This is a genomic window from Microbacterium sp. S1037 (assembly GCF_048381605.1).
Classification (GTDB): Bacteria; Actinomycetota; Actinomycetes; order Actinomycetales; family Microbacteriaceae; genus Microbacterium; species Microbacterium testaceum_B.
In genome coordinates, this window is the sequence record NZ_JBLWIG010000001.1 from 2,073,600 (window position 1) to 2,095,743 (window position 22,144).

The window sequence follows — 22,144 nt, forward strand, 5'->3', positions numbered from 1 at the left end:
GTTTATCGGAGCGGCGGGTGAATACGCGGCCTCCTCCTGGTGAGGCTTTACCCTCGAAGTACGCGTCGGGGGGCGTGGACGCCGTCGTACGGCGATCCCCCGACGCTTCGAGGGGGATCCCATCATGAGCGGCTCGGGCGTAGAGAACGTCCCGTCCGCGCGCCTTCGGCGCGACCGGCCGCCGCACCCCTCCGCTCCGGTCACCCTTCAGGGTCCGGGCCTCGGCTCGCACGTGCGGGTTCCGCTCGGCGAAACCGGCTTCGAGGTGTTCCCGCTGTTCCTGGGTGGCGGCGAGTTCGGGTGGAACGTCGACGCGAAGGCCAGCCACGACATCCTCGACGCGTATGCCGAGCTGGGCGGAAACGCCCTGCACACGGCCGACAGCTACGCCGCCGGGCGGAGCGAGTTCATCATCGGTGAATGGATGCGCACCCGTCGCATGCGCGACGACGTCGTCCTCTCGGTGCGCGTCGGCCGCCACCCCGACAACCCCGGGCTGGACTCGGTCAACCTCGTGCGAGCCGTCGAGGGTTCGCTGCAGCGCCTCGGCACCGATCGCATCGATGTCCTCTCGCTCGACGCTGCCCGCGGCGACGCCGCAATGCTCGAGGACACGCTCGCCACGAGTGAATGGTTGGTCGAGTCCGGCAAGGTGCGGGCGATCGGCGCGCACGGCTACACGGCCGCGCAGCTCGTCGAGGCGCGCATCCTCTCGTCGGCCGGGTATCCCCGCATCACGGTCCTCGACGTGCCGTACAACGTGCTGCGCCGCGACCAGTTCGACGGTGATCTCCGCCTCATCGCCGCCGCGCAGGGGATCGCCGTCACCCCCTCTCATCCCCTCGCGCACGGCTTCCTCGCGGGAGAGACGCGCACGCGCGACCAGCAGTCCCGGTCGGTCCGCGGGTCCCAGCTCGCGATGCACCTCAACCGCCGAGGCTCGAAAGTGCTTCGAGCTCTGGATGCCGTGGGCACCGAGCTCGGCATCCCCGATGCCGCGGTGGCCCTCGCCTGGCTCCTCGCGCAGAAGATCGTGGTCGCCCCGATCGTGAACGCCTTCGCCACGCGCCACGTCGTGGAGTGCATGCGCGCGGTGGGCGTGCGCCTCAGTCGCGCGCAGCTGTCCGACATCGCCCGCGCCGCCGAGTGACCGGCGCCCGATCGGGCGCACCTTCCGGGGCGTGACGTAGGGTGGAAGGTGTGCGGCGGGGGGCCGTAGGACTGACGACGAGGTGAGCTGAGTGACGCACTACATCTACCTGGTGCGCCACGGCGAGCATCAGGATGCCGAGCACGGCCTCGCCGACGGACCCCTGTCCCCGCGTGGTCAGCGTCAGGCTGCTCTGATCGCGGATCGTCTGTCGGGGCTCCCTCTCGACGCCGTGTGGCACTCGCCCCTGGAGCGCGCCGCGCAGACCGCGCACGCCGTGGCCGAACGTCTCCCGTCCGTCTCGCCTGAGCCGTCGGCTCTGCTCTTCGACTGCGTGCCCACGGGCATGACGCCCGAAACCCCGGCCGCCTACGAGCCGTTCTTCGGTTCCGTCACCGAGGCCGAGATCGAGGCCGGTCGCGCGCAGATGGCCGATGCCACGGCCGAGTTCCTGGCCCGCAGGACCGGCGAGGTGCACGAGTTGCTCATCACGCACAATTTCGTGATCTCGTGGTTCGTGCGCGAGGTGCTGCAGGCGCCCGATTGGCGATGGATGACCATCAACCAGGCGAACTGCGGTCTCACGGTGATCGCGCAGAAGAAGGGCCGTCCGTGGACGCTCCTCTCGCACAACGACCTGGCGCACCTGCCGGTCGAGCTTCGCACCGGACTCGTCGACCCGCTCCCGGTCTGACCCGCTCCCGGTCTGACCTCGACCTCAGGGGCGCCGCGCGAGGACGAAGCCCTGGGCGTGCTTCTCGCTGCCTCTCGCCGCGCGTTCGGCCACCGCGGTGACCTCGAACCCCGCCGCCGTCAAGGCGTCGGCGATCGCCGTCGGCTCGTGCAGGATCGCGGTCAGCGCGATGTCGTGGCCGTACGCGCGCTCGACCCGTCGTTCCCCGGTGCCGGACTGGAAGCCGACGAGAAGGACACCGCCCGGACCCAGTACGCGACGGGCCTCCCCGAAGATCCTCGCGACGTCGTCGGCGTCGCTGTGGATGATGGCGTACCAGCACAGGATGCCGCGGACACCGGCATCCGGAAACGGCAGAGCCGTCAGCTCGGCGACCTCGATCGGCACGGTGGGGTGCGCCGCGCGCGTGTGCGACACCATGGCGGGGGAGAGGTCGACGCCCGCCAGCGGCGACACGCCGAGCGCCGCGAGGTGGGTGAGCATTCGCCCGGTCCCGCACCCCGCGTCCACGACGACTCCCTCACCGGTCGGGAGGTCGGCGACGAACTGGGTGATGATTCCGAGATCGAGGGCTGCTTCCGCGCGGGTGTCGGGGAGAAGGTCGGCGTAGCTGTCGGCGATGACGTCGTAGAAGCGTCGGGTGCGGTCGGTGTCGCTCACTCGGCCATCATGCCGGGTCCCGGGCGTGGGACCGCGGTCCTGGGATGCGCCCTTGCGGTACCGGGCGCCAGGAGTGTGGGTGTCGAGCACCTGAGCGCGCGGCGCGCCTGTGGACAACGCGGCGACCTGGTCCGCCGCGCCGCCTAGGGTGGAACCATGACGACGCGCGTGGCCATCGTGGGCGGAACCGGCAAGCTGGGCGGGGTGATCCGCGAGGTCGTGGACGCCGAGGACGGGTACGAGGTGTCGGCCGTGCTCACGTCGAAGTCCGACATGAGCGAGCTCGACGGAGCCGACCTCGTCATCGACGCATCGACCCCCGCGGTGTCGATCGACATCGTCCGCGCGGCGATCGAGCGCGGCATCAACGTGCTCGTGGGCACCTCGGGTTGGTCGAACGAGCGCATCGCCCTCGTCCGCCCTCTCGTGGATGCCAGTGGCACCGGAGTCGTCTTCATCCCCAACTTCTCGCTGGGTTCGGTCATCGGAACAGCGTTGGCCGCTGCCGCTGCGCCGTTCTTCCCCTCGATCGAGATCATCGAAGCCCACCGCGAGACGAAGGTGGATTCCCCCAGCGGCACCGCGGTGCGCACCGCCGAGCTCATCGCGGCGGCCCGCGCCGAGGTCGGCCCCGTCGAGTCCCCGCACGTCGACCAGCGTGCTCGCGGTCAGCGGGTGGCATCCGTCCCCATCCACTCGCTGCGTCGCCCGGGAGTGATCGCCCGTCAAGAGACGGTGCTGTCCGGCCCCGGTGAGTCGCTCACGATCGTGCACGACACGATCGACCCGGCAACCGCCTACGCTCCGGGTATCCGCATCGCGCTCGCCGCGGCCCGTGAGGCGACGGGCGTCGTGATCGGTCTCGACAGCTTCATCGACATCGGCGTGCGCACGCGACCTGTTCCCGCCGAGGCGCCCATCGCCGACGGCGACGTCTCGGGCCAGGTGGCGGGCGCGACGAGCGCATGAGGGTTCGCCTCGCCGTCGCCCTGATGACGGTGTTGCTCCTGCTCTACGTCTTCCTCGCCGGGCAGCGCGCGATCGTCCTGCTGGTAAGCGGAGAGCCGATCGGCGTGACGATGGGCGTGGCTCTGATCGTGCTGCCGCTCCTCGCCCTGTGGGCCATCGGCCGTGAGCTGTGGTTCGGCGTGCGAGCGCAACGGCTGGGGGAGCGGTTGGATGCCGAGGGCGGACTCCCCGACGAAGACCTTCCGGTGCGCCCCAGCGGGCGCATCGAGCGCGAAGACGGCGACGCGCTCTTCCCGCGGTATCGCGCCGATGTGGAAGCGCATCCCGACGACTGGCGAGCGCGATACCGTCTCGGCCTCGCTTACGACGCCGCGGGTGACCGTCGTCGGGCCCGTGAGGCGATCCGCACGGCGATCCGGCTCGAGAGCGCGGAGCGCCGCGCGGTCTGAGGCACGTCGATCAGTTCGGCGCCGGAACGGCGGAGGCCACGGCCTCTTCGACCGTGCGGTGCGTGAAGGTGAAGCCGCTGTCCTCGAGGACCCGAGGACGCACGTCGGCGTCGGTCAGGAGCAGCGCCTCCGTCGCGTCCGAGCCCAGCGCGAGCCTGACGCCCCAGATCGGGGCGCGCAGCACGTAGGGGCGGTTCATACGGCGTGCCAGAGCGAAGCCCAGGTCGTTCGCCGTCGCCCGTGTCGGCCCCGTGAGATTGACCGGTCCGTCGATGTCGGAGTCGATGACGTGCCGGATGGCGCGCACCTCGTCGTCGAGCGTGATCCAGGGCCACACCTGAGTTCCGCGGCCGATGGGGCCCGCCGCGCCGAGCTTCGTCAGAAGCAGCAACGGCTTGAGGACACCCTGCTCATGGACGATCGGAGCCGTGCGGAGCAGGGCGACCCGTGCGCGGCTGCCGGCGTCGCGCGCGGCGGCCTCCCAGTCGATGCAGATGTCGACGAGGAAGCCCTCTCCGCGCGGGGACTCCTCGGTGAGAAGTGCTCCCGGCTGCGACCCGTAGAAGCCCGTCGCACTCGCGTTGATGAGGGCGGGAGCGTCGTCGCCGAGCGCACGGATCGCCGTGGCGAGGGTGCGCGTCGGGGTGATGCGCGACCACAGCAGCGTGCTCTTGTAGGACGGCGTCCAGGGGAAATGACCGATCGAGGCGCCGTTGAGGCAGACCACGGCATCGGATCCGGCGAGGACATCGGGGTCCAGGGGAGCGGAATCCTGCAACCACTGAACCTCGTGTGCGGCGCGGGGCTCGTGCCGGACGAGCGAGGTCACCTCGACGCCGTCAGCGCGGAGAGAGTCCGCGAGAGCGTTGCCGATGAGGCCCGACGCGCCGGTGAGGACGACGCGTCGGGCCGGAGTCTCAGGCAAGCGTCGCCTCGAGGGTGATGTCGATGCCGGCGAGCGCCTGCGACACGGGGCAGTTCGCCTTGGCGTCGTTGGCGATCTTCTCGAACGTCGCGGCGTCGAGGCCGGGGACGACGGCGTTCACGTTCAGGTGGCTGCCGGTGATGCCGGTGCCCGGCTTGAAGGTGACGGACGCGGTCGCGTCGACCGACTCCGGCGGGGTGCCGTTCTCGGCCAGCGCGTTCGACAGCGCCATGCTGAAGCACGCGGAGTGCGCTCCGGCGAGGAGTTCTTCGGGCGTGGTGACCGAGTTCGAACCCTCGCTGCGCGCCTTCCAGTTGACGTCGAACGTGCCGATGCCCGACGAGGTGAAGGTGACCTCACCCGATCCCTCGAACAGGCTGCCCTTCCAGGCGGTGGCGGCTTCGCTCGTGACGGCCATGGGAACCTCCGTGGTGTCTGCGCGGTTCGCGACCGCGACATGATGCCCGCGGTCAGGGTGACCGCGACGCGGCCAGCCTAACGAGGGCGACCGACACCGTTCAGGTCTTGACAGCCCATCCCTAGCGAACCGATCACGCGGATGCCGGACCCCGACGCCCCACGAGCCCCGCCCTCTGCAGCACGAGGTAGAGCTGGCATCCGAGGCACAGTCCGAAGACGGCGTTGAGGAAGGCGGCGACGAAAGCCATAGCGGCGGCGATCGGGAGCGCCCACGGCACGCCCGCGAGGTGGAGGATCAGTCCGACCGCCGTGACGAAGAGGCCGACCCCCTGCGCGAAGCGCGGCGGTCGAGGGTCTTCGAACTCGGTGGGCGGCGCGAGTCGCGGCTGCACGACCTTGCGGTAGAGGACGCCCCACGGCGCGGTCCGCGGCGAGGCCACGCCCCAGACGAAGAGGAGCGCGACGACGAGGATCAGGAGGAAGCCCGGATCGGTGGCGCGGATCACGGGCGAGACCTGCGGCAGAGCCCAGCCTCCGGGCGTGAAAGTCTCTCCCGCGAGAGGCTGATAGGCGAACCACCCGAAGCTCGCTTCGCGCGACGTCGAGACGCCGAGCAGACTCAGCAGCGTGCCGACGAGGAGGAGCACGGCGGTGATGGATGCCGCGAAGCGCGGTCCTCGGGCATCGATGCGGGCGGGTTCAGCCATGGGCGTTTTCCTTGGTGAGGAGGTCGAGTTCGCGTTCGACGTCGGCGCGTGCCGGCGGACCCCCGAAACGGCGGACGGTCTGCCCCGACGCGTCGACGAGGAGGGTCGTCGGTGTCTGCAGGACGCGGAACCGCTTCGCGAGATCCGGGCGGTGGGTCAGATCGACGTCGATGTGGCGCACTCCCGACCGATCGTCCGCCACAGCGGAGAGCATGCGGTGCACACCGGGGCAGCGGGTGCACATCTCGGTGCTGAACTGCACCAGGGTGGCCGCCTCGCCGAGGGGGCCCGCCTCGAGCACGCGAGGATCGATCGTTTCGCCCGAGTCCACCGTGCGCGCACGCCCCTGCCCACGACGCCACACAAGGCCCAGCACGACGGTAGCCGCGAGCAGAGCGGCGACGATCACGAGAGCGAGAGTGAGGTCCACGAGCGACAACGCTAGCCGCCGTATCCGACGTCGGGGCCGATGAGTCGCAACGTGACGCCGCCACCTCTCGTTCCCAGCCGAAGCGGGCCGCGAACCGTCCACACGACCGCCCCGTCGACGCCGGTAGGGAACGCATCGCGGGTATCGTGAGGGCCGTGACCGCCGACATCCCCACCCCGTACGAAGACCTGCTGCGCGACGTGCTCGAGACGGGCACGCACAAGTCGGATCGCACCGGCACCGGCACCACGAGCGTCTTCGGTCGTCAGATCCGATTCGACCTCGCCGAGGGTTTCCCGCTCATCACGACAAAGCGCGTCCACCTCAAGTCGATCGTGTATGAGCTGCTGTGGTTCCTGCGCGGAGAATCCAACGTCGGGTGGCTGAAAGACAACGGCGTCACCATCTGGGACGAGTGGGCCGACGCCGACGGGGAGCTCGGACCGGTCTACGGGGTGCAGTGGCGTTCCTGGCCGACCGCCGACGGGGGGACGATCGACCAGATCGCCCAGGTGATCGAGCAGATCCGCCGCGATCCCGACTCGCGGCGCCTGATCGTCTCGGCGTGGAACCCCGCCGACATCCCCGAGATGGCGCTCGCCCCGTGCCACGCGCTCTTCCAGTTCTACGTCGCCGACGGCAAGCTGTCGTGCCAGCTCTACCAGCGCAGCGCCGACATGTTCCTCGGCGTCCCCTTCAACATCGCCTCCTACGCGCTCCTGACGCTGATGGTCGCGCAGCAGACCGGTCTCGAGCCCGGGGAGTTCGTCTGGACCGGGGGCGATTGCCACGTGTACGACAACCATCGGGAGCAGGTCCGGGAGCAGCTCACGCGCGAGCCGTACCCGTACCCGACGCTGCGCTTCGGCCGGACCCCCGAGTCGATCTTCGACTACACCTACGACGACATCGTCGTCGACGACTACCAGCACCACCCGGCCATCCGCGGGGCCGTCGCGGTATGACCTCCGTCGGGCTCGTCTGGGCCGAGGCCCACGGCGGTGTCATCGGTGCCGACGGCGGAATGCCCTGGCACGTCCCCGAAGACCTCGCACACTTCCGCACCGTGACCGGGTCGTCCGACGTCATCATGGGACGGCGCACGTGGGAGTCGCTCCCACCGCGCTTCCGCCCCCTGCCCGGACGACGCAACATCGTCGTGACGCGATCCGACACCTGGGGCGCCGAAGAGGCTGAGAAGGCGTCCTCCCTCGACGAGGCGCTCGCCCTCGCCGGGAGCGACGAGGTCTGGGTCATCGGCGGCGGGCGACTCTACGCCGAGGCCATCGATCGCGCCGACGTCGTCGAGGTGACCCGTCTCGACGTCTCCGTCGACGGTGACACCTTTGCGCCGTCGATCGGGGGCTGGCGTCGCGCCGCCGCGGACCCCGAAGACGGGTGGCACCTCTCGCAGGGCGGCATCCGCTATCGCTTCGAGACGTATCGTCGACCGGAGGCCTGACATGCCCACCGCCCTCATCACGGGAGCTAGCTCCGGACTCGGGGCGGAGTTCGCCCGCCAGCTCGCGGGGCGCGGAGCGGACCTGGTTCTCGTGGCGCGCGACCGGACCGCTCTGGAGGAGATCGCGGCCGAGATCAGCGGCCGTCTCGACGTCCGCGTCGAGGTTCTCGTCGCCGACCTCCTCGACGCCGACGCGCTCGCCGCGGTCGGGGACCGCCTGGCCGACGGCGTCGACGTGCTCGTCAACAACGCGGGTTTCGGCCTCGACCTCGCTTTCGAGGAGAACCCCGTCGACGACGAGGTGCGGCATCTACGCCTTCACGTCGAGGCTGCGTTGCGTCTCACGCACGCGGCTCTCGGCCCCATGCTGGCGCGGGGGAGGGGGCGCATCGTCAACGTCGCGTCGGTCGCCGGCTTCGTACCGCGCGGAACCTACGGCGCGGTGAAGGGATGGCTCATCTCGTTCAGCCGGTGGGCGAACGTCGTGTACCGGCCGCGGGGCGTCACGGTCACCGCCGTGTGCCCGGGCTTCGTCCACACGAACTTCCACGAGCGACTCGGCCTGCCGCCGGGACAAGAAGGGGTCGCCCCCGGCCTCTGGCTCGATGCTCAGACGGTCGTGCGCGAGGGGTTGCGAGGCGTGGCCCGCGGTCGCGCGGTGTCGATTCCCTCCTGGCGCTACAAGGTCATCGTCGCGGCGTCACGACTGCTGCCCGACTCGGTGGTCGTGCGCGCGGCGGCCCGCGGCCGCTGACTGCACGTCAGCGGAAGCGCCCCAGCCGAATGCCGGCGAAAGCGAGCGCCGCGATCGTCTCGCCGTCCGTGATCTCGCCGTCGGCGACGAGCGTCAGCGCCTCCGCGAACGGAACCCATCGCACCGCGTCGATGCCTTCCTCGTGCTGCGAGGCAGCGGCATCCGTCATCGAGAGCCCCCGCGCGAGGTAGACGTGCTCGAGCGCGTCCGCGATGCCGTTGAGCGCGTTCATCCGCCCCAGATACTGCCAGTCGGATGCCGTGACCCCGGTCTCTTCGAGCAGTTCACGCTGAGCGGCGACGAGCGGATCCTCTCCGTCGGACCCTCCCGCCGGCACCTCGATCGAACGGCCCGTCGTGTAACGCTCGAGCTCCACCAGGCAGATCCGATCCTCGTCGTCGAGCGCGATGACGAAGACGGCGGGGTGCTGCATCCGGACCACGCCGTAGATGCCGTCGCCGTGCGGGCCGGTGACCTGGTCTTCGCGCACGTGGATCCAGGGGTTCTCGTAGACGGTGCGCGTCGCGCGGGTGGTCCAGCTCATCCCGCCACCCTAGGCTCCGGGGCCGTCACACATTGTTCACCGGTGCCACGAGGCGGACCCCGTCGAACCGATACCCTGGGAGCATGACGCACTCCGGCAATCCCTTCGGTCAGGTGCTCGTCGCGCTCATCACCCCGATGACCGCCGACGGCGAAGTCGATTGGCCCGCCACCGAGAAGCACATCGACGACGTCATCAACGCGGGAGCCGACGGCATTGTCGTCACCGGCACCACGGGTGAGACCTCGACCCTCACCGATCCCGAGAAGCTGCGTCTGGTGGAGGTCGGCAAGAGCGTCTCGGCCGGCCGCGCGAAGATCATCACCGGCGGCGGCTCGAACGAGACAGCGCACGCGATCGAGCTCTACAAGGCCAGCGAGAAGGCCGGCGCCGACGGGATCATGATCGTCACGCCGTACTACAACAAGCCCACGCAGGCCGGCATCCTGACGCACTTCCGCCTCGTCGCCGATGCGACCGACCTGCCGGTCATCCTCTACGACATCCCCGGCCGCACGGGTGTGCCCATCAAGTACGAGACGATCCTCCGCCTCGCGAAGCACCCGAACATCCTCGCCATCAAAGACGCCAAGGGCGACTTCAGCGAGGTCAGCCGTGTGCTGAATCAGACCGACCTCATGTACTTCTCGGGTGACGATGCCAACGTCCTCCCGCACCTCGCGATCGGGGCGAGCGGCCTCATCGGCGTGACGGCGAACATCACCGCGACGCCCTACCGGACGATCGTGGATGCGGTGAACGCCGGCGATCTGGCATCCGCCACCGCCGCCCATCAGAGCCTCGAACCGCTCGTCCGCGCCGTCATGACGCACGTGCCCGGAACGGTCGCGGCGAAGTACATCCTGCACGGTCTCGGTCGGATCGGCAGCCCCCGCGTCCGCCTGCCCCTCGTCGGGCCGGAAGAGTGGGAGGCCGCGGTCATCGAAGACGAGCTGGCGCTCGTGAAGAACGTGGCCGGCGCCGACTTCTCCAACTTCCGCCCCGACCGCAACGCGGCCGCCGGCGGTGCCCTGCCGAAGGTGCACGGCACGACGCGATAGACATCGGCGTCCGCCGATCCGCGGCTGGGGACGTGACAAGAAGGATGCCGCCGGCCGGCATCCGAAAAGAAGAGGGATGCCACGCGGTGGCATCCGAGGAGGCACATATGCCCACGACCGTTTACGACCCGCCGGCGCTCGCGCCCGGCACACTCCGCGTCTTCCCCCTCGGCGGCCTCGGCGAGGTCGGACGAAACATGACGGTGTTCGAATACGAGGGCAAACTCCTCGTCGTCGACTGCGGCGTGCTGTTCCCCGAGGAGCACCAGCCCGGCGTCGACCTGATCCTGCCGGATTTCGAGCCCATCAAGCACCGACTGGACGACGTCGTCGGCGTCGTGCTCACGCACGGCCACGAAGACCACATCGGCGCGGTCCCGTACCTGCTGAAGCTGAAGGCCGACATCCCCCTCATCGGCTCGGGACTCACGCTCGCCCTAATCGAGGCGAAGCTCAAGGAGCACCGCATCCGCCCGTTCACGCTGACGGTGGAGGAGGGCCAGCGCGAACAGGTGGGTCCCTTCGACCTCGAATTCATCGCGGTGAACCACTCGATCCCGGATGCCTTGGCCGTCGCGATTCGCACGCCCGCGGGCCTCGTGCTGGCGACCGGCGACTTCAAGATGGACCAGCTGCCGCTCGACGGCCGTATCACCGACCTGCGCGCGTTCGCCCGCCTGGGTGAGGAAGGAGTCGACCTCTTCCTGGTCGACTCCACCAATGCCGACGTGCCCGGGTTCACTCCCACCGAGCGCGGCATCGGCCCCGTGCTCGACCAGGTGATCGCCAAGGCTCCCCGGCGCGTCGTCGTGGCCAGCTTCTCGAGCCACGTGCACCGTGTGCAGCAGGTGCTCGACGCCGCGCACGCCAACGGGCGTCGCGTGGCGCTCCTCGGGCGCAGCATGGTGCGCAACATGGGCATCGCCGCCGATCTGGGATATCTGAACGTGCCCGACGGCGTGCTGATCGACTACAAGAAGGCGCGCGACCTTCCCGACGACAGGATCGTCTACATGTCGACCGGTTCGCAGGGCGAGCCGATGGCGGTGCTCAGCCGCATGGCCAACCTCGACCACGCGATCGAACCGGGCGAGGGCGACACGATCATCCTGGCATCCAGTCAGATCCCCGGAAACGAGAACGCGATCTACCGCGTGATCGACGGCCTCACCAAGCTCGGTGCGACCGTGGTGCACAAGGGCAACGCCAAGGTGCACGTGTCGGGTCACGCCGCCGCGGGCGAGCTGCTGTACTGCTACAACATCCTTCAGCCCAAGAACGTGCTGCCCGTGCACGGCGAGTACCGGCACCTGATGGCCAACGCGAAGCTGGCCCAGGAGACCGGGATCCCCGAGCAGAACACGATCCTCGGCGAGAACGGGACGGTCGTCGACCTGCGCGACGGCGTCGCGACGGTCGTCGGACAACTCGACATCGGTTTCGTCTACGTGGACGGGTCGTCGGTGGGTGCCATCACGGATGCCGACCTCAAGGACCGTCGCATCCTCGGTGAAGAGGGCTTCATCTCGGTGATCGTCGTCGTCGACTCGGCAACGGGCAAGATCGTGTCCGGACCCGACATCCACGCGCGCGGCGTCGCCGAGAACGACTCGGTTTTCGAGAGTGTCAAGCCCAAGATCGCGGCGGCCCTCACCGAGGCCGCGCAGTCGGGCGTGCGCGACAATCACGCCCTGTCGCAGGTCGTGCGCCGCACCATCGGTCGTTGGGTGAACCAGTCGTTGCGTCGGCGCCCCATGATCGTGCCGCTCGTCATCGAGGCCTGATCCCCTCCGGAGCGTCACGGGTTCGCCCGTGGCGCTCCGTCGTTCCCCGCTATCATGCGGGCATGCCCGCTCTCCCGATCCGCGCGGCGCTCCCGTCCGATGGCGCCTTCCTCGCCGACATGACGGTCGAGGCTGCGACCTGGCGCGCCGGCGCGGTGCGCCCGCGCCACGAGATCCTGAGCAGCGCCGAGCACCGCCGGTATATCGCGGGGTGGCTACGACCCGGCGATGCCGGTTTCGTCGCCGAATCACCGGGAGGCGAACCCATCGGAGCCGCGTGGTACCGCATGCTGCCGCGCGACGAGCCCGGGTTCGGCTGGGTCGGAACCGGTGTGCCCGAGCTCATCATCGGCGTGCGCCCGGTCTGGCGCGCGCACGGGGTCGGACGCGCTCTCCTCCAGCGGCTCGTCGACTACGCGCGAGCGCAGGGGTACGCCCGCATCAGCCTCAGCGTCGAGCGCGACAACTACGCCGTCTCGCTGTATCGGTCCGAGGGATTCGCCGTGGTGCGCAAAGGAATCGGGCGTGACGTCATGGTGAAGCGACTGCGCTGAAGCCCGCGTCGGTACGCCCGAATGTCGGTGGTCCCGCCTACCGTGGAACCATGGCTCGTACCTCGTCCCCCTCCGGCGGTCGCGCCCCCGCGAAAGGGACGCCGCGATCCAAAGCCGCGGCGCCCGCGGCCAAGCGATCGGCGCCCGCGCCGAAACGCTATGTCGATGAGCCCGAGAAGCCGTCCATCGTCGTGCGCGCCTGGATGGCGGTCGCCCACGGCGTGGGAGGGATGTTCCGCGCCTTCGGCCTCGAGAACCTCGAGCGCGATCAGCGGCGCGATGGTTTCCCGTTCTTCCTGGTGGTGCTCGCCGCGCTGGGCGCGGTGGTCGAGTGGTTCTTCATCGGCAACGACATCGCCGCGCTCGTCAGCGCCTACAGCTTCGGGGCGCTGGTCGGTCGGGTGGCGTTCGTCCTGCCCGTGCTGCTCCTGCTTCTGGCCGGGTGGCTGTTCCGCCATCCCGCGTCCGTCCACGACAACGGACGCGTCGGGATCGGCTGGGCTCTGTTCATCATCACCGTCGCCGGCTTCTGCCACGTCGCGGGCGGGCGACCGGCCCCGAACGAGGGGCTGCCCGTGCTCAGCCTCGCGGGCGGGCTCGCGGGATGGATCGTGGGAGAGCCGCTCGCGCTCCTCCTGACCGACGTCGGCGCGTACATCGCCCTGTCGCTGCTCGCGATCCTCAGCACCCTGATCCTCACGAAGACCCCGCCGAACCGGATCGGTCGTCGCCTGGGCGACCTCTATGCCTGGATGTTCGGGGTCGAGCGCGTCGAGGAGTCCGACGCCACGACCAAGGTCATGCCCGCGAGCGACGACGTCGACGAAGAGCCGGTCGAGAAGTCGCTGCCCTGGTGGCGTCGGAACAAGTCCGGTCGCGAAGAAGACGTCGACGGCTCGCTCGGGTCCGACGACCTCACCGAGCTGCTCACCCCCGGAACGCCGCAGGGGGGCTTTGAGTCTCCCGTCGTCGCGCCCGAGCAGGTCACCGCACCCGTGCGCCCCCTGTCGCCGCCGGTTCCCGCTCCCGATGCGCTCACCGAGGTCTTCGACGCCGCCGCTCTCGCGAAGGCGGCGAGCGGTCGTGGGCTCCACGACGATTCGCCCATCGACGACGTCCCCGACGACGACATGCCCGGCATCTCGGGACTCGGGGGCGACAACGCCGGTGCCCCACCGTCGGCCAACTACCGACTCCCTGCCGTCACCGCCCTTGCTACCGGAACGCCCCCCAAGGCCCGTTCCGCTGCCAACGACGCCGTCGTGAAGGCGATCGAGAGCGTCATGGAGCAGTTCAAGGTCGACGCGCGGGTGACCGGCTTCTCGCGTGGTCCGACCGTGACGCAGTACGAGATCGAGGTCGGTCCGGGTGTCAAGGTCGAACGCATCACGGCGCTGACCAACAACATCGCCTACGCGGTCGCCTCCAACGAGGTGCGCATCCTCGCGCCGATCCCCGGCAAGAGCGCGATCGGTGTCGAGATCCCCAACGCGGATCGCGAGATCGTGACGCTCGGCGACATCCTGCGCTCCGATGCGGCGACCTCGTCGACCCACCCCATGACGATCGGCGTCGGCAAGGACGTCGGTGGTGGCTTCGTCGTCGCGAACCTCGCGAAGATGCCCCACCTTCTCGTCGCGGGCTCCACCGGCTCGGGAAAGTCGAGCTTCGTCAACTCGATGATCACGAGCCTGCTCATGCGGGCGAAGCCGTCGGACGTGCGCATGGTGCTCATCGACCCGAAGCGCGTTGAGCTCACCTCCTACGCCGGTGTTCCGCACCTCATCACCCCGATCATCACGAACCCCAAGAAGGCCGCCGAGGCTCTCCAGTGGGTCGTGAAAGAGATGGACATGCGGTACGACGACCTCGCGTCGTTCGGATTCCGCCACATCGACGACTTCAACAAGGCGGTCGTCGCCGGCGAGATCCAGCTGCCCGCGGGGAGCGAGCGCGTTCTCAAGCCCTACCCCTACCTGCTGGTCGTCGTCGACGAGCTCGCCGACCTCATGATGGTCGCGCCGCGCGACGTCGAGGACTCGATCGTCCGCATCACCCAGCTCGCCCGAGCCAGCGGCATCCACCTCGTCCTCGCGACCCAGCGTCCCTCCGTCGACGTCGTGACGGGCCTCATCAAGGCCAACGTGCCCTCGCGACTCGCGTTCGCGGTGACCAGCGTCACCGACTCCCGCGTCATCCTCGATCAGCCCGGCGCGGATCGTCTCATCGGTCAGGGTGACGGACTCTTCCTGCCGATGGGGGCGTCGAAGGCGCTGCGCGTGCAGGGAGCGTGGGTCAGCGAGCAGGAGATCGAGAAGGTCGTCGCTCACGTCACCCAGCAGGCTCGCCCCGAGTATCGCTCCGACGTCCAGGCGGCGGCCGAGAAGAAGGAGATCGACGCCGATATCGGCGACGACCTCGAACTCCTGCTCGCGGCGGCCGAACTCGTCGTCTCGACCCAGTTCGGCTCGACGTCGATGCTCCAACGAAAGCTCCGCGTCGGATTCGCGAAAGCGGGTCGACTGATGGACCTTCTCGAGTCGCGCGAGATCGTCGGGCCGTCCGAAGGATCGAAGGCCCGCGACGTCCTCGTGACGAACGAGCAGCTCCCCGCGGTTCTCGCGCGTCTGCGAGGCGACGAGGCCCCCGAACCCGCGGCCTCCGACGATCGCTACGGATCCGACCCGATCGAAGCCCAGTTCGAGGGCGTCCCGGTGGCCGACGACGATGAGGGGTCGGAAGACGCCTGGCAGCTGACGGGCCGCGACTGATGGCCGTTCACCCGCAGCTGCCGAACGCGATCACGATCGCGCGCATCCTGTGCGCACCGGTCTTCCTGTGGATGCTTCTCGCCGACGGCGGGGCGGGCGGAGCGCTGCGCTGGGCGGCCGGCATCGTCTTCATCGTCGCGATCGCCACGGACGGGATCGACGGGTACATCGCCCGCAAGTACGACATCGTCAGCGACCTCGGCAAGCTCCTCGACCCGATCGCCGACAAGGCGCTGACGGGCGTGGCGTTCGTGGGACTCTCGATCCTCGGAGAGCTGGACTGGTGGGTCACCATCGTCGTCCTCGTTCGCGAGGTGGGAATCACCGTCTACCGGTTCATGGTGGTCAGCGACCACGTGCTCGCCGCCGCCTGGATGGGCAAGCTCAAGACCGTCGCGCAGGCCGTCGCGCTCTCGATCGCTCTCCTTCCCTTCGCCGGCCTCTCGGATGCCGCAGCCTGGCAGTCCACTGTCTGGTGGGCCGGAGTGGTGACGATGACGGTCGCGGTGATCCTGACGATCGCCTCCGGGATCGACTACGTCGTGACGGAGGTTCGAGCAGCGCGCACAGCACGGAGGTCGCGATGAGCCACGGCATCCCCGAGGACTTCGACGAGACGCTGATCACGGATCCGCGGGAGAGCGCTGCGTTGCTGCTCGAGCGTCTCGCCGAGCTCGGCTGGACCATCGCGGTCGCCGAGTCACTCACGGGTGGGCTCGTCGTGTCGTCACTCGTCGACGTCCCTGGGGCGTCGCGTGTGGTGCGCGGGGGAGTCGTGGCGTACGCGACTGACGTGAAGCAGAGCGTTCTCGGGGTCGATGCGGCGCTTCTCGACGCGCACGGCGCCGTGCATCCTCGCGTCGCCCGGCAGATGGCGCGCGGCGTCCGAGACGTCCTGGGGCGCGACGGGGTGCCGGCCGACGTCGGCGTGGCGACGACCGGAGTGGCAGGTCCCGATACTCAGGACGGCCACGTGGTGGGCACGGTTCACATCGGCGTCTCGACCCCGCTGGGGACCAGCGTCGACTCCCTCGTCATCGCGGGGGATCGGGATCGGATCCGTCGAGAAGCCGCCCGAATCGCGGTGCGGCGGACGCTCGCGGCCCTCTGACCGCGCCGAGCGGGAACAAATAATGACAGAGATGGGTTTTGATGAGCGATTCCCATCCACTGCCCAGCGCGCGGCATTAGGGTGACCACATGGTGTTGTACGGTTGTCCACTCCGGACAGCGTCGGAATCAGCAGTGAGGAGGGGCCCGAAATGATCCTGGTTCGTCAAGAGATCGGCGAAGTCCTGCGTGACCTCCGCCAGCAGAAGGGGCGTACCCTCCGCCAGGTCGCCAGCCGCGCGAGCGTGGCCCTCGGCTACCTCAGCGAGGTGGAGCGCGGCCAGAAGGAAGCATCGAGCGAGATCCTCGCGTCGGTCGCCGAAGCACTCGATGTTCCCATCTCGTCGATCATGCGCGAGGTCGGCGACCGTCTCTCGGTGCTCGAGGGCCTTCAGACCTTCCCCGACATCGTTCCCGACGACCTCGTGGCCGAGGTCGAGCCCGAGCTGTCGCTGCGCTGACCGGCTTCGGCCGACCGCATGCGTCGTAGCGAATTTGACCGCGCCGTCGCCGATGAGTTCGGCGCGCGCGGTGGCCCCCTGATGACCGATCTCGTGCTGTCTGCGGTCGGCGGCCGCACGCCCGCGGAGGCGCTCGCAGCGGGCGTCGACCCGCGTGAGGTGTGGCTCGCCCTCTGCGCCGAGACGGACGTGCCGCCTGAGCGGAGATACGGCGTCGGTCGTCTCGACCCCCGTCGACGTTAGTGGCGAGGGTCGGGCGGCCGCGGGGCGCGCCTGCCGCGAGAGTGCAGCCGCTTCCGCCGGCGGGGGCGGTTTCGGTACTCGCGTTCCGCGTTTCGGCGTGTCATCGAATTTTCGTTCGATAGGAGCGTAGGCTCCTTCACATCGGAGTGATCGGCCGATCCATCCCCATCGAGGGGTTCTCGCGACACCAATGTCGGAGGCCCTCTCTAACGTGGACGACGTCGAACGACACTCTGAACGCCTTGTCGGGCATCCTCACCGTCGGTGCGGAGCGCGACAGCCTATAGGCGACGGAACGCGAGCAGAAAGAAGACGTCATGCCCTCACCCGCAGAGCGCGAAAAGGCCCTCGAGTCGGCCCTTGCGCAGATCGACCGGCAGTTCGGAAAGGGCTCGGTCATGCGACTGGGCAGCGACGACCGCGCCCCGATCGAGACCATCCCCACCGGTTCCGTCGCCCTCGACGTGGCCCTCGGCATCGGCGGTCTTCCCCGCGGCCGCATCATCGAGATCTACGGACCCGAGTCGTCCGGTAAGACCACCCTCACCCTTCACGCCATCGCCAACGCTCAGCGCGCCGGCGGTATCGCCGCGTTCATCGACGCCGAGCACGCCCTCGACCCCGAGTACGCGAAGAAGCTCGGTGTCGACATCGACGCCCTGCTCGTGTCGCAGCCCGACACCGGTGAGCAAGCGCTCGAGATCGCCGACATGCTGATCCGGTCGGGCGCGATCGACCTCGTCGTGATCGACTCGGTCGCCGCCCTCGTGCCCGAGGCCGAGATCAAAGGCGAGATGGGTGACTCGCACGTCGGTCTGCAGGCGCGTCTGATGTCGCAGGCGCTGCGCAAGCTGACCGGTGGGCTCAACACGACCAAGACCACGGCCATCTTCATCAACCAGCTGCGCGAGAAGATCGGTGTTTTCTTCGGTTCTCCCGAGACGACGGCCGGAGGTAAGGCGCTCAAGTTCTACGCGTCGGTCCGACTCGACATCCGTCGTATCGAGACGCTGAAGGACGGCACGGAAGCTGTGGGTAACCGCACGCGCGTCAAGGTTGTGAAGAACAAGATGGCGCCGCCGTTCAAGCAGGCGGAGTTCGACATCCTGTACGGCGTGGGAATCTCGCGCGAGGGCAGCCTGATCGACTTCGGTGTCGAGCACGGCATCGTGAAGAAGTCGGGTGCTTGGTACACCTACGAGGGCGAGCAGCTCGGCCAGGGTAAAGAGAACGCGCGCAACTTCCTCATCAAGAACGCCGACGTCGCGGCCGAGATCGAGTCGAAGATCAAGAACAAGCTCGGCATCGGCGGCGCCCCGGCGGCGTCGGCGGAGCCCGCAGCCGACGAGCTCGCGGCCCGCCGCCCGGCCTGATGGTCGACGGTCAGCGCCCGGGTCGCCGCGGCGGACTCTCGTCCGTCGACGGTGGCCCGGGCCCGACGGCCGGTGGTTCCAGCTCGGACGGCGCGGCCTACGCGGCCGGCGGCCTTGGTGCCCCTGAGGATCACGGGGACGAGTCTCTCGCGCCCGTGATCCCGCTCTTCGGGGGCAGCCGTTCAGCCGCTCACCCGGCGGGAGGCCACGCGAGTTCGAGCTCCGCTCCCGCGCGGGACACCGATTCGCGATTCGGTCGTCGTTTTGCGGGCCATCCGATCGAGCCCGACGTCGACCGTGTCGACAGCGGAGGACGCGACGATCCGCAGGACGATGACGTACGCGACCGGGCCGAGGCGCTCCTCCTGCGCAAACTGCGATCTCGGTCGCTGTCGATCTCGGAGGCCCGGACCGCCATCCGTGAAGTACCGGGCACCGACGAGGTCGTGATCACCGAGCTGATCGAGCGTTTCATCGACCTCGGCTACCTCAACGACGCGGTGTTCGCCGAGCAGCTCGTGCTCTCGGCTGTCGAGCGTCGAGGCGAGGGCCGTCGGGCGGTGGCGACCACGCTGATGAAGCGCGGAATCCCTCGTGACATCGCGGACGCTGCCATCGCGGAGATGCCCGACGACGACGCGGAGCGCGCTCTCGACTTCGCGCGGAGCAAGGCGCGAAGCGTCGGCGGCAAAGACGATGATGCCGCGCTCCGTCGGCTCGCCGGCCAGCTCGCGCGCCGAGGTTACCCGTCATCGGTGGCGCTGAGCGCGGCGCGCCAAGCGCTGCGCGAAGTCGGTGTGGGGCGTTCGCGATCGTCTCGACCGACCTCGGGGGTTCGCTTCACTCCCGACGAGTAGGCGCCCCGCGGCGCCGCTCACCCACGGTTCTTCCGGCAACGGGAGCCGGGACGAGGAGTTGTGAGGTGGAGCCGAGACGGGAACCCGGACGGAGAGCCAAGACGGGGAGCCGCGAAGGACGCGGCAACCAGCTCGGGTCCACGAGAGGTCGACCGCGCCGTCTCACGCGCGGGACTGCTGGTTCTCCCACTGCGCCACGAGACGCCCCAGCTCGCCGCGGGTGGCGGCGCCGATCTTCGTCCGCGCTTGGTACACGTGCGATTCGATTGTTCGCACCGACAGGTAGAGAATCGCGGCGATCTCGCGGTTCGTGTGCCCCTGCTCGACGAGCAGAGCGATCTCGCGCTCTCGCCGCGTCAAGTCGCGAAGCGGCGAGGGGGCCGCGGACAGGGCCGGGACGGGGAACCTCGAGATCGTCCCGAGCGCGGCGCCGTGGCCGCCCTCCTCCGCGGACCAGAAGCGGTGCAGGCGCAGCCCTTCCGTGACGTCGTGCACCTCTCCGCTCTCCCACGCGTCGAGCCGACGGGTCAGGTCGATGGCGAGGGGGAGATCCGTCGTCGTCACGAGCGTTCGAAGCTCAGTGCTCTCCGACGTCGTGATGTCGCCCAGCACGAGCAGTCGGAACAGATCGCGCATCCGGACCGGCGGCACCTCGCGCGCGGCCGACAAGCCCGCCGCGACTCGTGCGGGGGTACGCGCATCGTCCGCGCGCCCTTCGGCCATGAGCACCGTGGTCTCCACTGCCGCGCGAGCGTGGCGCACGTGCAGCTCGTCGCCCGTCTCGATCCGTGACAGCAGCGCGCGCCCCTCACTGACGCGTCCGCTCGCGGCGAGGGCCTCAGCGAGACCGAGCTCGGCGAGATCTGCGTCGGGTCCCGAGAGTGAGCCGGCGGACTTCGTGCGAACCGACTCCCATTCACGCAGGCCGTCGGCCGGTCGGCCGAAGTTCGTATCGGCGATGGATGCCGCGACCCCGGCGATCAGGAGGGCGGCGACGTCGTGTTCCCGTGCGGCTTCCGTCCGTTCACCGGCCAGACGGGCGTAGACCGGCCCGCCGTCGGCTCCGGCGAGCTGATGGCTCGCAAGCATGACGAGGATCGCGCTGAGCCGATGCGTCGCGCTCACATCCGAGGGTCGCTGGCGCGCGTCGAGAATGCGCAGGACGTCGTCGAAGTGCTGTCGCGCTCGACGCCATCGGCCGCGGAACGTCTCCGCCATGCCGGCGCTCAGCAGCGCTCGCAGGTGGGTGGCGCTCCGTTCGGGCGACAGAGCGAGGGCCTTCTCGGCGGAGTGCGCGGCGCGAGACCACTCGAAGTCCGCTCCCGCGCGCGATGAGTCGTCGAGGTACCGTTCGATCTCGGCATCCGCATCGCCCCTCGTCGCGGCGTACAGCGGCACCGCGAGTCCCCGGTCCGCGACGACGATCCGGAGGCGCGCGAGACGTCCCCGCCCCTCCTCATCGAGATCGTCGGGATCGATGTCGTCGATCGCGTCCGCATCCGTTCCCGTTCCGAGCAGGGCGACGGCGAAGGCGGCCTCCAAGCGCAGCTCGGGGGAGTCGAGCGATCGGAGTCCCCGTGCCGCGTGCGCGGCGGCGTGTGCGGCGTCACCGCGATCGTTCGCGTCGCGCGCGGCATCGAGCGCGATCCGCGCGCGTAGCGCGGGCGATCGCGTCACCTCCGTCACGGCGGCGTCGTCACCGCGGTGCCAGCGTTCGGCGATCGACACGGCCAGGGGGGCGCACCACCATTCGGCCTCGTCATCGAGCATGCGGGATCCGGCTGCCGCGACGAGCGCATCGATGCGCCCTGTACCCAGTTGTCGCTCCGCTTCGCGCGCGATCGCCTCATTCGCGGTCAATCGTCGGGCCGGACTCCGGTCCGAGTGCACCAGTCCTGCGGTGATGAGAGCTTCGAGCCTCGTCGGGGACACGAACCGCGTGGCGACCGAGAACTCGACGTGAGGCAGCCGATTGAGGAATGCGAGGCACTCCTGGTCGCCCTCGGCGAGATCTCCGGTGTGAAGCTTCAGGGCGACGGACAGACGGCTGTGAGGCGGGGTGTCGCGGATGGCGGCGAAGGGGTCCCGACCCCCGGCGACCGCGCCCACCGCTTCGGCGACGAGTTCGCGGAGCAGCGTTCGAGACCCGTCCGCGCGCCAGAGGATGGCGCCGCAGATCGTGGCATCCAGAGTCGAGGCTCCCGGCAGCACCGCGAGCAGCTGCTCGCTGTCGGTCGGGGTGAGTTCCGAGAGGTCCAGACGCTCGGCGAGCCCGTCGAGCCACAGACTCAGCATGGTCTGACCGACACCCGTGGCATCGAGGTCGACACGTCGAGCCCGGGCGCGGGGGATGAGGAGCGTCGCGAGCAGGGTGACACGACCGTCCGCTACGCAGCGGGCGAGGAATCGCGCGGAGTCGACGTCGAGAGTGTGCACATCGTCCACGAGGACGACGACGCCGCCGTCCGGCACACGCCCACGTCTCAGCTCGACGATGCGTGGGTCGCCGACGGCGTCGAGCGCGCCGAAGGGCACGTCCGAGAGCACGGTCGAGGGGCGGACGACGGCGGCGGCGACTCCGTGCGCGGCGAGGTCGCCGGCGACCGCACGCAAGAGGTGGCTGCGGCCGCTTCCGCGCGCACCGGCCACGATGACCGACGTCCCCGCGAGCAGAGATCCAGCCAGGGCCGTCGCGTCGCGGTCAGCCCCGATGAGGGGCTCGGACCACGTCCACGATCGGCCTTCCCGCACGACTTCTCCTTCAGG

At 69.5% G+C, this 22,144-nt stretch carries 24 protein-coding genes; 17 read left to right on the top strand and 7 right to left on the bottom strand.

All coding sequences use genetic code 11. From position 1 onward, the window contains the following. Positions 1-124 precede the first annotated feature (124 nt). The gene (locus tag ACMW4R_RS09355; protein ID WP_418299741.1) at positions 125-1,150 is read left to right on the top strand and encodes an aldo/keto reductase; all 1,026 of its coding nucleotides are present in this window, start codon (positions 125-127) and stop codon (positions 1,148-1,150) included. Between the two features lie 91 nt (positions 1,151-1,241). After that, positions 1,242-1,844: a histidine phosphatase family protein gene (locus tag ACMW4R_RS09360; protein ID WP_058594935.1), complete on the top strand. Its 603-nt coding sequence runs from the start codon at positions 1,242-1,244 to the stop codon at positions 1,842-1,844. Between the two features lie 24 nt (positions 1,845-1,868). Here ACMW4R_RS09360 and ACMW4R_RS09365 read toward each other — a convergent pair whose 3' ends face one another. Further along, a complete protein-coding gene (locus ACMW4R_RS09365) occupies positions 1,869-2,504 on the bottom strand; it encodes a class I SAM-dependent DNA methyltransferase (RefSeq protein WP_418299742.1) in 636 nt (211 codons plus the stop codon). A 156-nt stretch (positions 2,505-2,660) separates the two neighbouring features. On the opposite strand from ACMW4R_RS09365, the gene dapB reads away from it, so the two are divergent. Next, entirely contained in the window at positions 2,661-3,473 is an 813-nt protein-coding gene (gene dapB / locus ACMW4R_RS09370; protein ID WP_418299743.1) for a 4-hydroxy-tetrahydrodipicolinate reductase, read from the top strand. After that, positions 3,470-3,922: a hypothetical protein gene (locus ACMW4R_RS09375; protein WP_058626584.1), complete on the top strand. Its 453-nt coding sequence runs from the start codon at positions 3,470-3,472 to the stop codon at positions 3,920-3,922. The genes dapB and ACMW4R_RS09375 overlap by 4 nt, the downstream gene beginning before the upstream one ends. 10 nt (positions 3,923-3,932) lie before the next feature. On the opposite strand, the gene ACMW4R_RS09380 is transcribed toward ACMW4R_RS09375, so the two are convergent. The 4 genes from ACMW4R_RS09380 to ACMW4R_RS09395 all read right to left on the bottom strand — a co-directional run bounded on the left by ACMW4R_RS09380 (position 3,933) and on the right by ACMW4R_RS09395 (position 6,404). Then, positions 3,933-4,847: a TIGR01777 family oxidoreductase gene (locus tag ACMW4R_RS09380; RefSeq protein ID WP_418299744.1), complete on the bottom strand. Its 915-nt coding sequence runs from the start codon at positions 4,845-4,847 to the stop codon at positions 3,933-3,935. After that, positions 4,840-5,265: an OsmC family peroxiredoxin gene (locus tag ACMW4R_RS09385; RefSeq protein ID WP_058594930.1), complete on the bottom strand. Its 426-nt coding sequence runs from the start codon at positions 5,263-5,265 to the stop codon at positions 4,840-4,842. Before ACMW4R_RS09385 ends, ACMW4R_RS09380 begins: the two co-directional genes overlap by 8 nt. Before the next feature lie 133 nt (positions 5,266-5,398). Next, positions 5,399-5,974, bottom strand: coding sequence for a DUF4395 domain-containing protein (locus tag ACMW4R_RS09390; protein WP_418299745.1), 576 nt, complete (start codon positions 5,972-5,974; stop codon positions 5,399-5,401). Next, complete coding sequence (locus ACMW4R_RS09395) at positions 5,967-6,404, bottom strand: TlpA family protein disulfide reductase (RefSeq protein WP_418299746.1); 438 nt, start codon at positions 6,402-6,404, stop codon at positions 5,967-5,969. The genes ACMW4R_RS09390 and ACMW4R_RS09395 overlap by 8 nt, the downstream gene beginning before the upstream one ends. A gap of 155 nt (positions 6,405-6,559) precedes the next feature. Here ACMW4R_RS09395 and ACMW4R_RS09400 point away from each other — a divergent pair, with 155 nt between their 5' ends. Genes ACMW4R_RS09400 through ACMW4R_RS09410 form a run of 3 tightly spaced genes read left to right on the top strand, consistent with a single transcriptional unit; the run spans position 6,560 to position 8,620 of the window. Next, positions 6,560-7,369 (top strand): thymidylate synthase, encoded by an 810-nt coding sequence (locus tag ACMW4R_RS09400; protein WP_418299747.1) that lies wholly within the window; start codon positions 6,560-6,562, stop codon positions 7,367-7,369. Continuing rightward, positions 7,366-7,866 carry a dihydrofolate reductase gene (locus ACMW4R_RS09405; protein ID WP_418299748.1) on the top strand — a complete coding sequence of 167 codons (501 nt, stop codon included), beginning with the start codon at positions 7,366-7,368 and terminating at the stop codon, positions 7,864-7,866. The genes ACMW4R_RS09400 and ACMW4R_RS09405 overlap by 4 nt, the downstream gene beginning before the upstream one ends. Position 7,867: 1 nt before the next feature. Beyond that, positions 7,868-8,620, top strand: a complete 753-nt coding sequence (locus ACMW4R_RS09410) for an SDR family NAD(P)-dependent oxidoreductase (RefSeq protein WP_418299749.1) — start codon at positions 7,868-7,870, stop codon at positions 8,618-8,620. Positions 8,621-8,627: 7 nt separating this feature from the next. On the opposite strand, the gene ACMW4R_RS09415 is transcribed toward ACMW4R_RS09410, so the two are convergent. Then, complete coding sequence (locus ACMW4R_RS09415; protein ID WP_058594925.1) at positions 8,628-9,164, bottom strand: NUDIX domain-containing protein; 537 nt, start codon at positions 9,162-9,164, stop codon at positions 8,628-8,630. Between the two features lie 83 nt (positions 9,165-9,247). On the opposite strand from ACMW4R_RS09415, the gene dapA reads away from it, so the two are divergent. From dapA to ACMW4R_RS09465, 10 genes are all read left to right on the top strand, one after another. Further along, positions 9,248-10,225 (top strand): 4-hydroxy-tetrahydrodipicolinate synthase, encoded by a 978-nt coding sequence (gene dapA, locus ACMW4R_RS09420; protein WP_058613324.1) that lies wholly within the window; start codon positions 9,248-9,250, stop codon positions 10,223-10,225. Between the two features lie 107 nt (positions 10,226-10,332). Beyond that, positions 10,333-12,009, top strand: coding sequence for a ribonuclease J (locus ACMW4R_RS09425; protein ID WP_418299750.1), 1,677 nt, complete (start codon positions 10,333-10,335; stop codon positions 12,007-12,009). A gap of 62 nt (positions 12,010-12,071) precedes the next feature. Continuing rightward, positions 12,072-12,563, top strand: coding sequence for a GNAT family N-acetyltransferase (locus ACMW4R_RS09430; RefSeq protein WP_058594922.1), 492 nt, complete (start codon positions 12,072-12,074; stop codon positions 12,561-12,563). Between the two features lie 50 nt (positions 12,564-12,613). Then, on the top strand, positions 12,614-15,334 hold the full coding sequence (locus ACMW4R_RS09435) for a DNA translocase FtsK (protein ID WP_418299751.1): 2,721 nt from the start codon (positions 12,614-12,616) through the stop codon (positions 15,332-15,334). Beyond that, positions 15,334-15,921: a CDP-diacylglycerol--glycerol-3-phosphate 3-phosphatidyltransferase gene (pgsA, locus tag ACMW4R_RS09440; protein WP_058613321.1), complete on the top strand. Its 588-nt coding sequence runs from the start codon at positions 15,334-15,336 to the stop codon at positions 15,919-15,921. The genes ACMW4R_RS09435 and pgsA overlap by 1 nt, the downstream gene beginning before the upstream one ends. Continuing rightward, complete coding sequence (locus ACMW4R_RS09445) at positions 15,918-16,445, top strand: CinA family protein (protein ID WP_058594919.1); 528 nt, start codon at positions 15,918-15,920, stop codon at positions 16,443-16,445. Before pgsA ends, ACMW4R_RS09445 begins: the two co-directional genes overlap by 4 nt. 151 nt (positions 16,446-16,596) lie before the next feature. After that, positions 16,597-16,905 carry a helix-turn-helix domain-containing protein gene (locus tag ACMW4R_RS09450; protein ID WP_058594918.1) on the top strand — a complete coding sequence of 103 codons (309 nt, stop codon included), beginning with the start codon at positions 16,597-16,599 and terminating at the stop codon, positions 16,903-16,905. A gap of 18 nt (positions 16,906-16,923) precedes the next feature. After that, a complete protein-coding gene (locus tag ACMW4R_RS09455; RefSeq protein WP_058594917.1) occupies positions 16,924-17,148 on the top strand; it encodes a DUF3046 domain-containing protein in 225 nt (74 codons plus the stop codon). A gap of 317 nt (positions 17,149-17,465) precedes the next feature. After that, positions 17,466-18,521 (top strand): recombinase RecA, encoded by a 1,056-nt coding sequence (recA, locus tag ACMW4R_RS09460; RefSeq protein ID WP_058594916.1) that lies wholly within the window; start codon positions 17,466-17,468, stop codon positions 18,519-18,521. A gap of 155 nt (positions 18,522-18,676) precedes the next feature. Further along, positions 18,677-19,378 carry a regulatory protein RecX gene (locus tag ACMW4R_RS09465; RefSeq protein ID WP_418299752.1) on the top strand — a complete coding sequence of 234 codons (702 nt, stop codon included), beginning with the start codon at positions 18,677-18,679 and terminating at the stop codon, positions 19,376-19,378. A 162-nt stretch (positions 19,379-19,540) separates the two neighbouring features. Here the strand turns inward: ACMW4R_RS09465 and ACMW4R_RS09470 are convergent, their stop codons facing one another. Beyond that, positions 19,541-22,129 carry a LuxR C-terminal-related transcriptional regulator gene (locus tag ACMW4R_RS09470; RefSeq protein ID WP_418299753.1) on the bottom strand — a complete coding sequence of 863 codons (2,589 nt, stop codon included), beginning with the start codon at positions 22,127-22,129 and terminating at the stop codon, positions 19,541-19,543. Positions 22,130-22,144 lie beyond the last annotated feature (15 nt).

Excerpts from the sequence above, each read along its gene's own strand:
- ACMW4R_RS09355 (WP_418299741.1), top strand. The coding sequence starts at position 125 with ATGAGCGGCTCGGGCGTAGAGAACGTCCCGTCCGCGCGCCTTCGGCGC.
- dapB (WP_418299743.1), top strand. The coding sequence starts at position 2,661 with ATGACGACGCGCGTGGCCATCGTGGGCGGAACCGGCAAGCTGGGCGGG.
- ACMW4R_RS09375 (WP_058626584.1), top strand. The coding sequence starts at position 3,470 with ATGAGGGTTCGCCTCGCCGTCGCCCTGATGACGGTGTTGCTCCTGCTC.
- ACMW4R_RS09385 (WP_058594930.1), bottom strand. The coding sequence starts at position 5,265 with ATGGCCGTCACGAGCGAAGCCGCCACCGCCTGGAAGGGCAGCCTGTTC.
- ACMW4R_RS09390 (WP_418299745.1), bottom strand. The coding sequence starts at position 5,974 with ATGGCTGAACCCGCCCGCATCGATGCCCGAGGACCGCGCTTCGCGGCA.
- ACMW4R_RS09405 (WP_418299748.1), top strand. The coding sequence starts at position 7,366 with ATGACCTCCGTCGGGCTCGTCTGGGCCGAGGCCCACGGCGGTGTCATC.
- ACMW4R_RS09410 (WP_418299749.1), top strand. The coding sequence starts at position 7,868 with ATGCCCACCGCCCTCATCACGGGAGCTAGCTCCGGACTCGGGGCGGAG.
- ACMW4R_RS09415 (WP_058594925.1), bottom strand. The coding sequence starts at position 9,164 with ATGAGCTGGACCACCCGCGCGACGCGCACCGTCTACGAGAACCCCTGG.
- dapA (WP_058613324.1), top strand. The coding sequence starts at position 9,248 with ATGACGCACTCCGGCAATCCCTTCGGTCAGGTGCTCGTCGCGCTCATC.
- ACMW4R_RS09425 (WP_418299750.1), top strand. The coding sequence starts at position 10,333 with ATGCCCACGACCGTTTACGACCCGCCGGCGCTCGCGCCCGGCACACTC.
- ACMW4R_RS09430 (WP_058594922.1), top strand. The coding sequence starts at position 12,072 with ATGCCCGCTCTCCCGATCCGCGCGGCGCTCCCGTCCGATGGCGCCTTC.
- ACMW4R_RS09435 (WP_418299751.1), top strand. The coding sequence starts at position 12,614 with ATGGCTCGTACCTCGTCCCCCTCCGGCGGTCGCGCCCCCGCGAAAGGG.
- pgsA (WP_058613321.1), top strand. The coding sequence starts at position 15,334 with ATGGCCGTTCACCCGCAGCTGCCGAACGCGATCACGATCGCGCGCATC.
- ACMW4R_RS09445 (WP_058594919.1), top strand. The coding sequence starts at position 15,918 with ATGAGCCACGGCATCCCCGAGGACTTCGACGAGACGCTGATCACGGAT.
- ACMW4R_RS09450 (WP_058594918.1), top strand. The coding sequence starts at position 16,597 with ATGATCCTGGTTCGTCAAGAGATCGGCGAAGTCCTGCGTGACCTCCGC.
- ACMW4R_RS09455 (WP_058594917.1), top strand. The coding sequence starts at position 16,924 with ATGCGTCGTAGCGAATTTGACCGCGCCGTCGCCGATGAGTTCGGCGCG.
- recA (WP_058594916.1), top strand. The coding sequence starts at position 17,466 with ATGCCCTCACCCGCAGAGCGCGAAAAGGCCCTCGAGTCGGCCCTTGCG.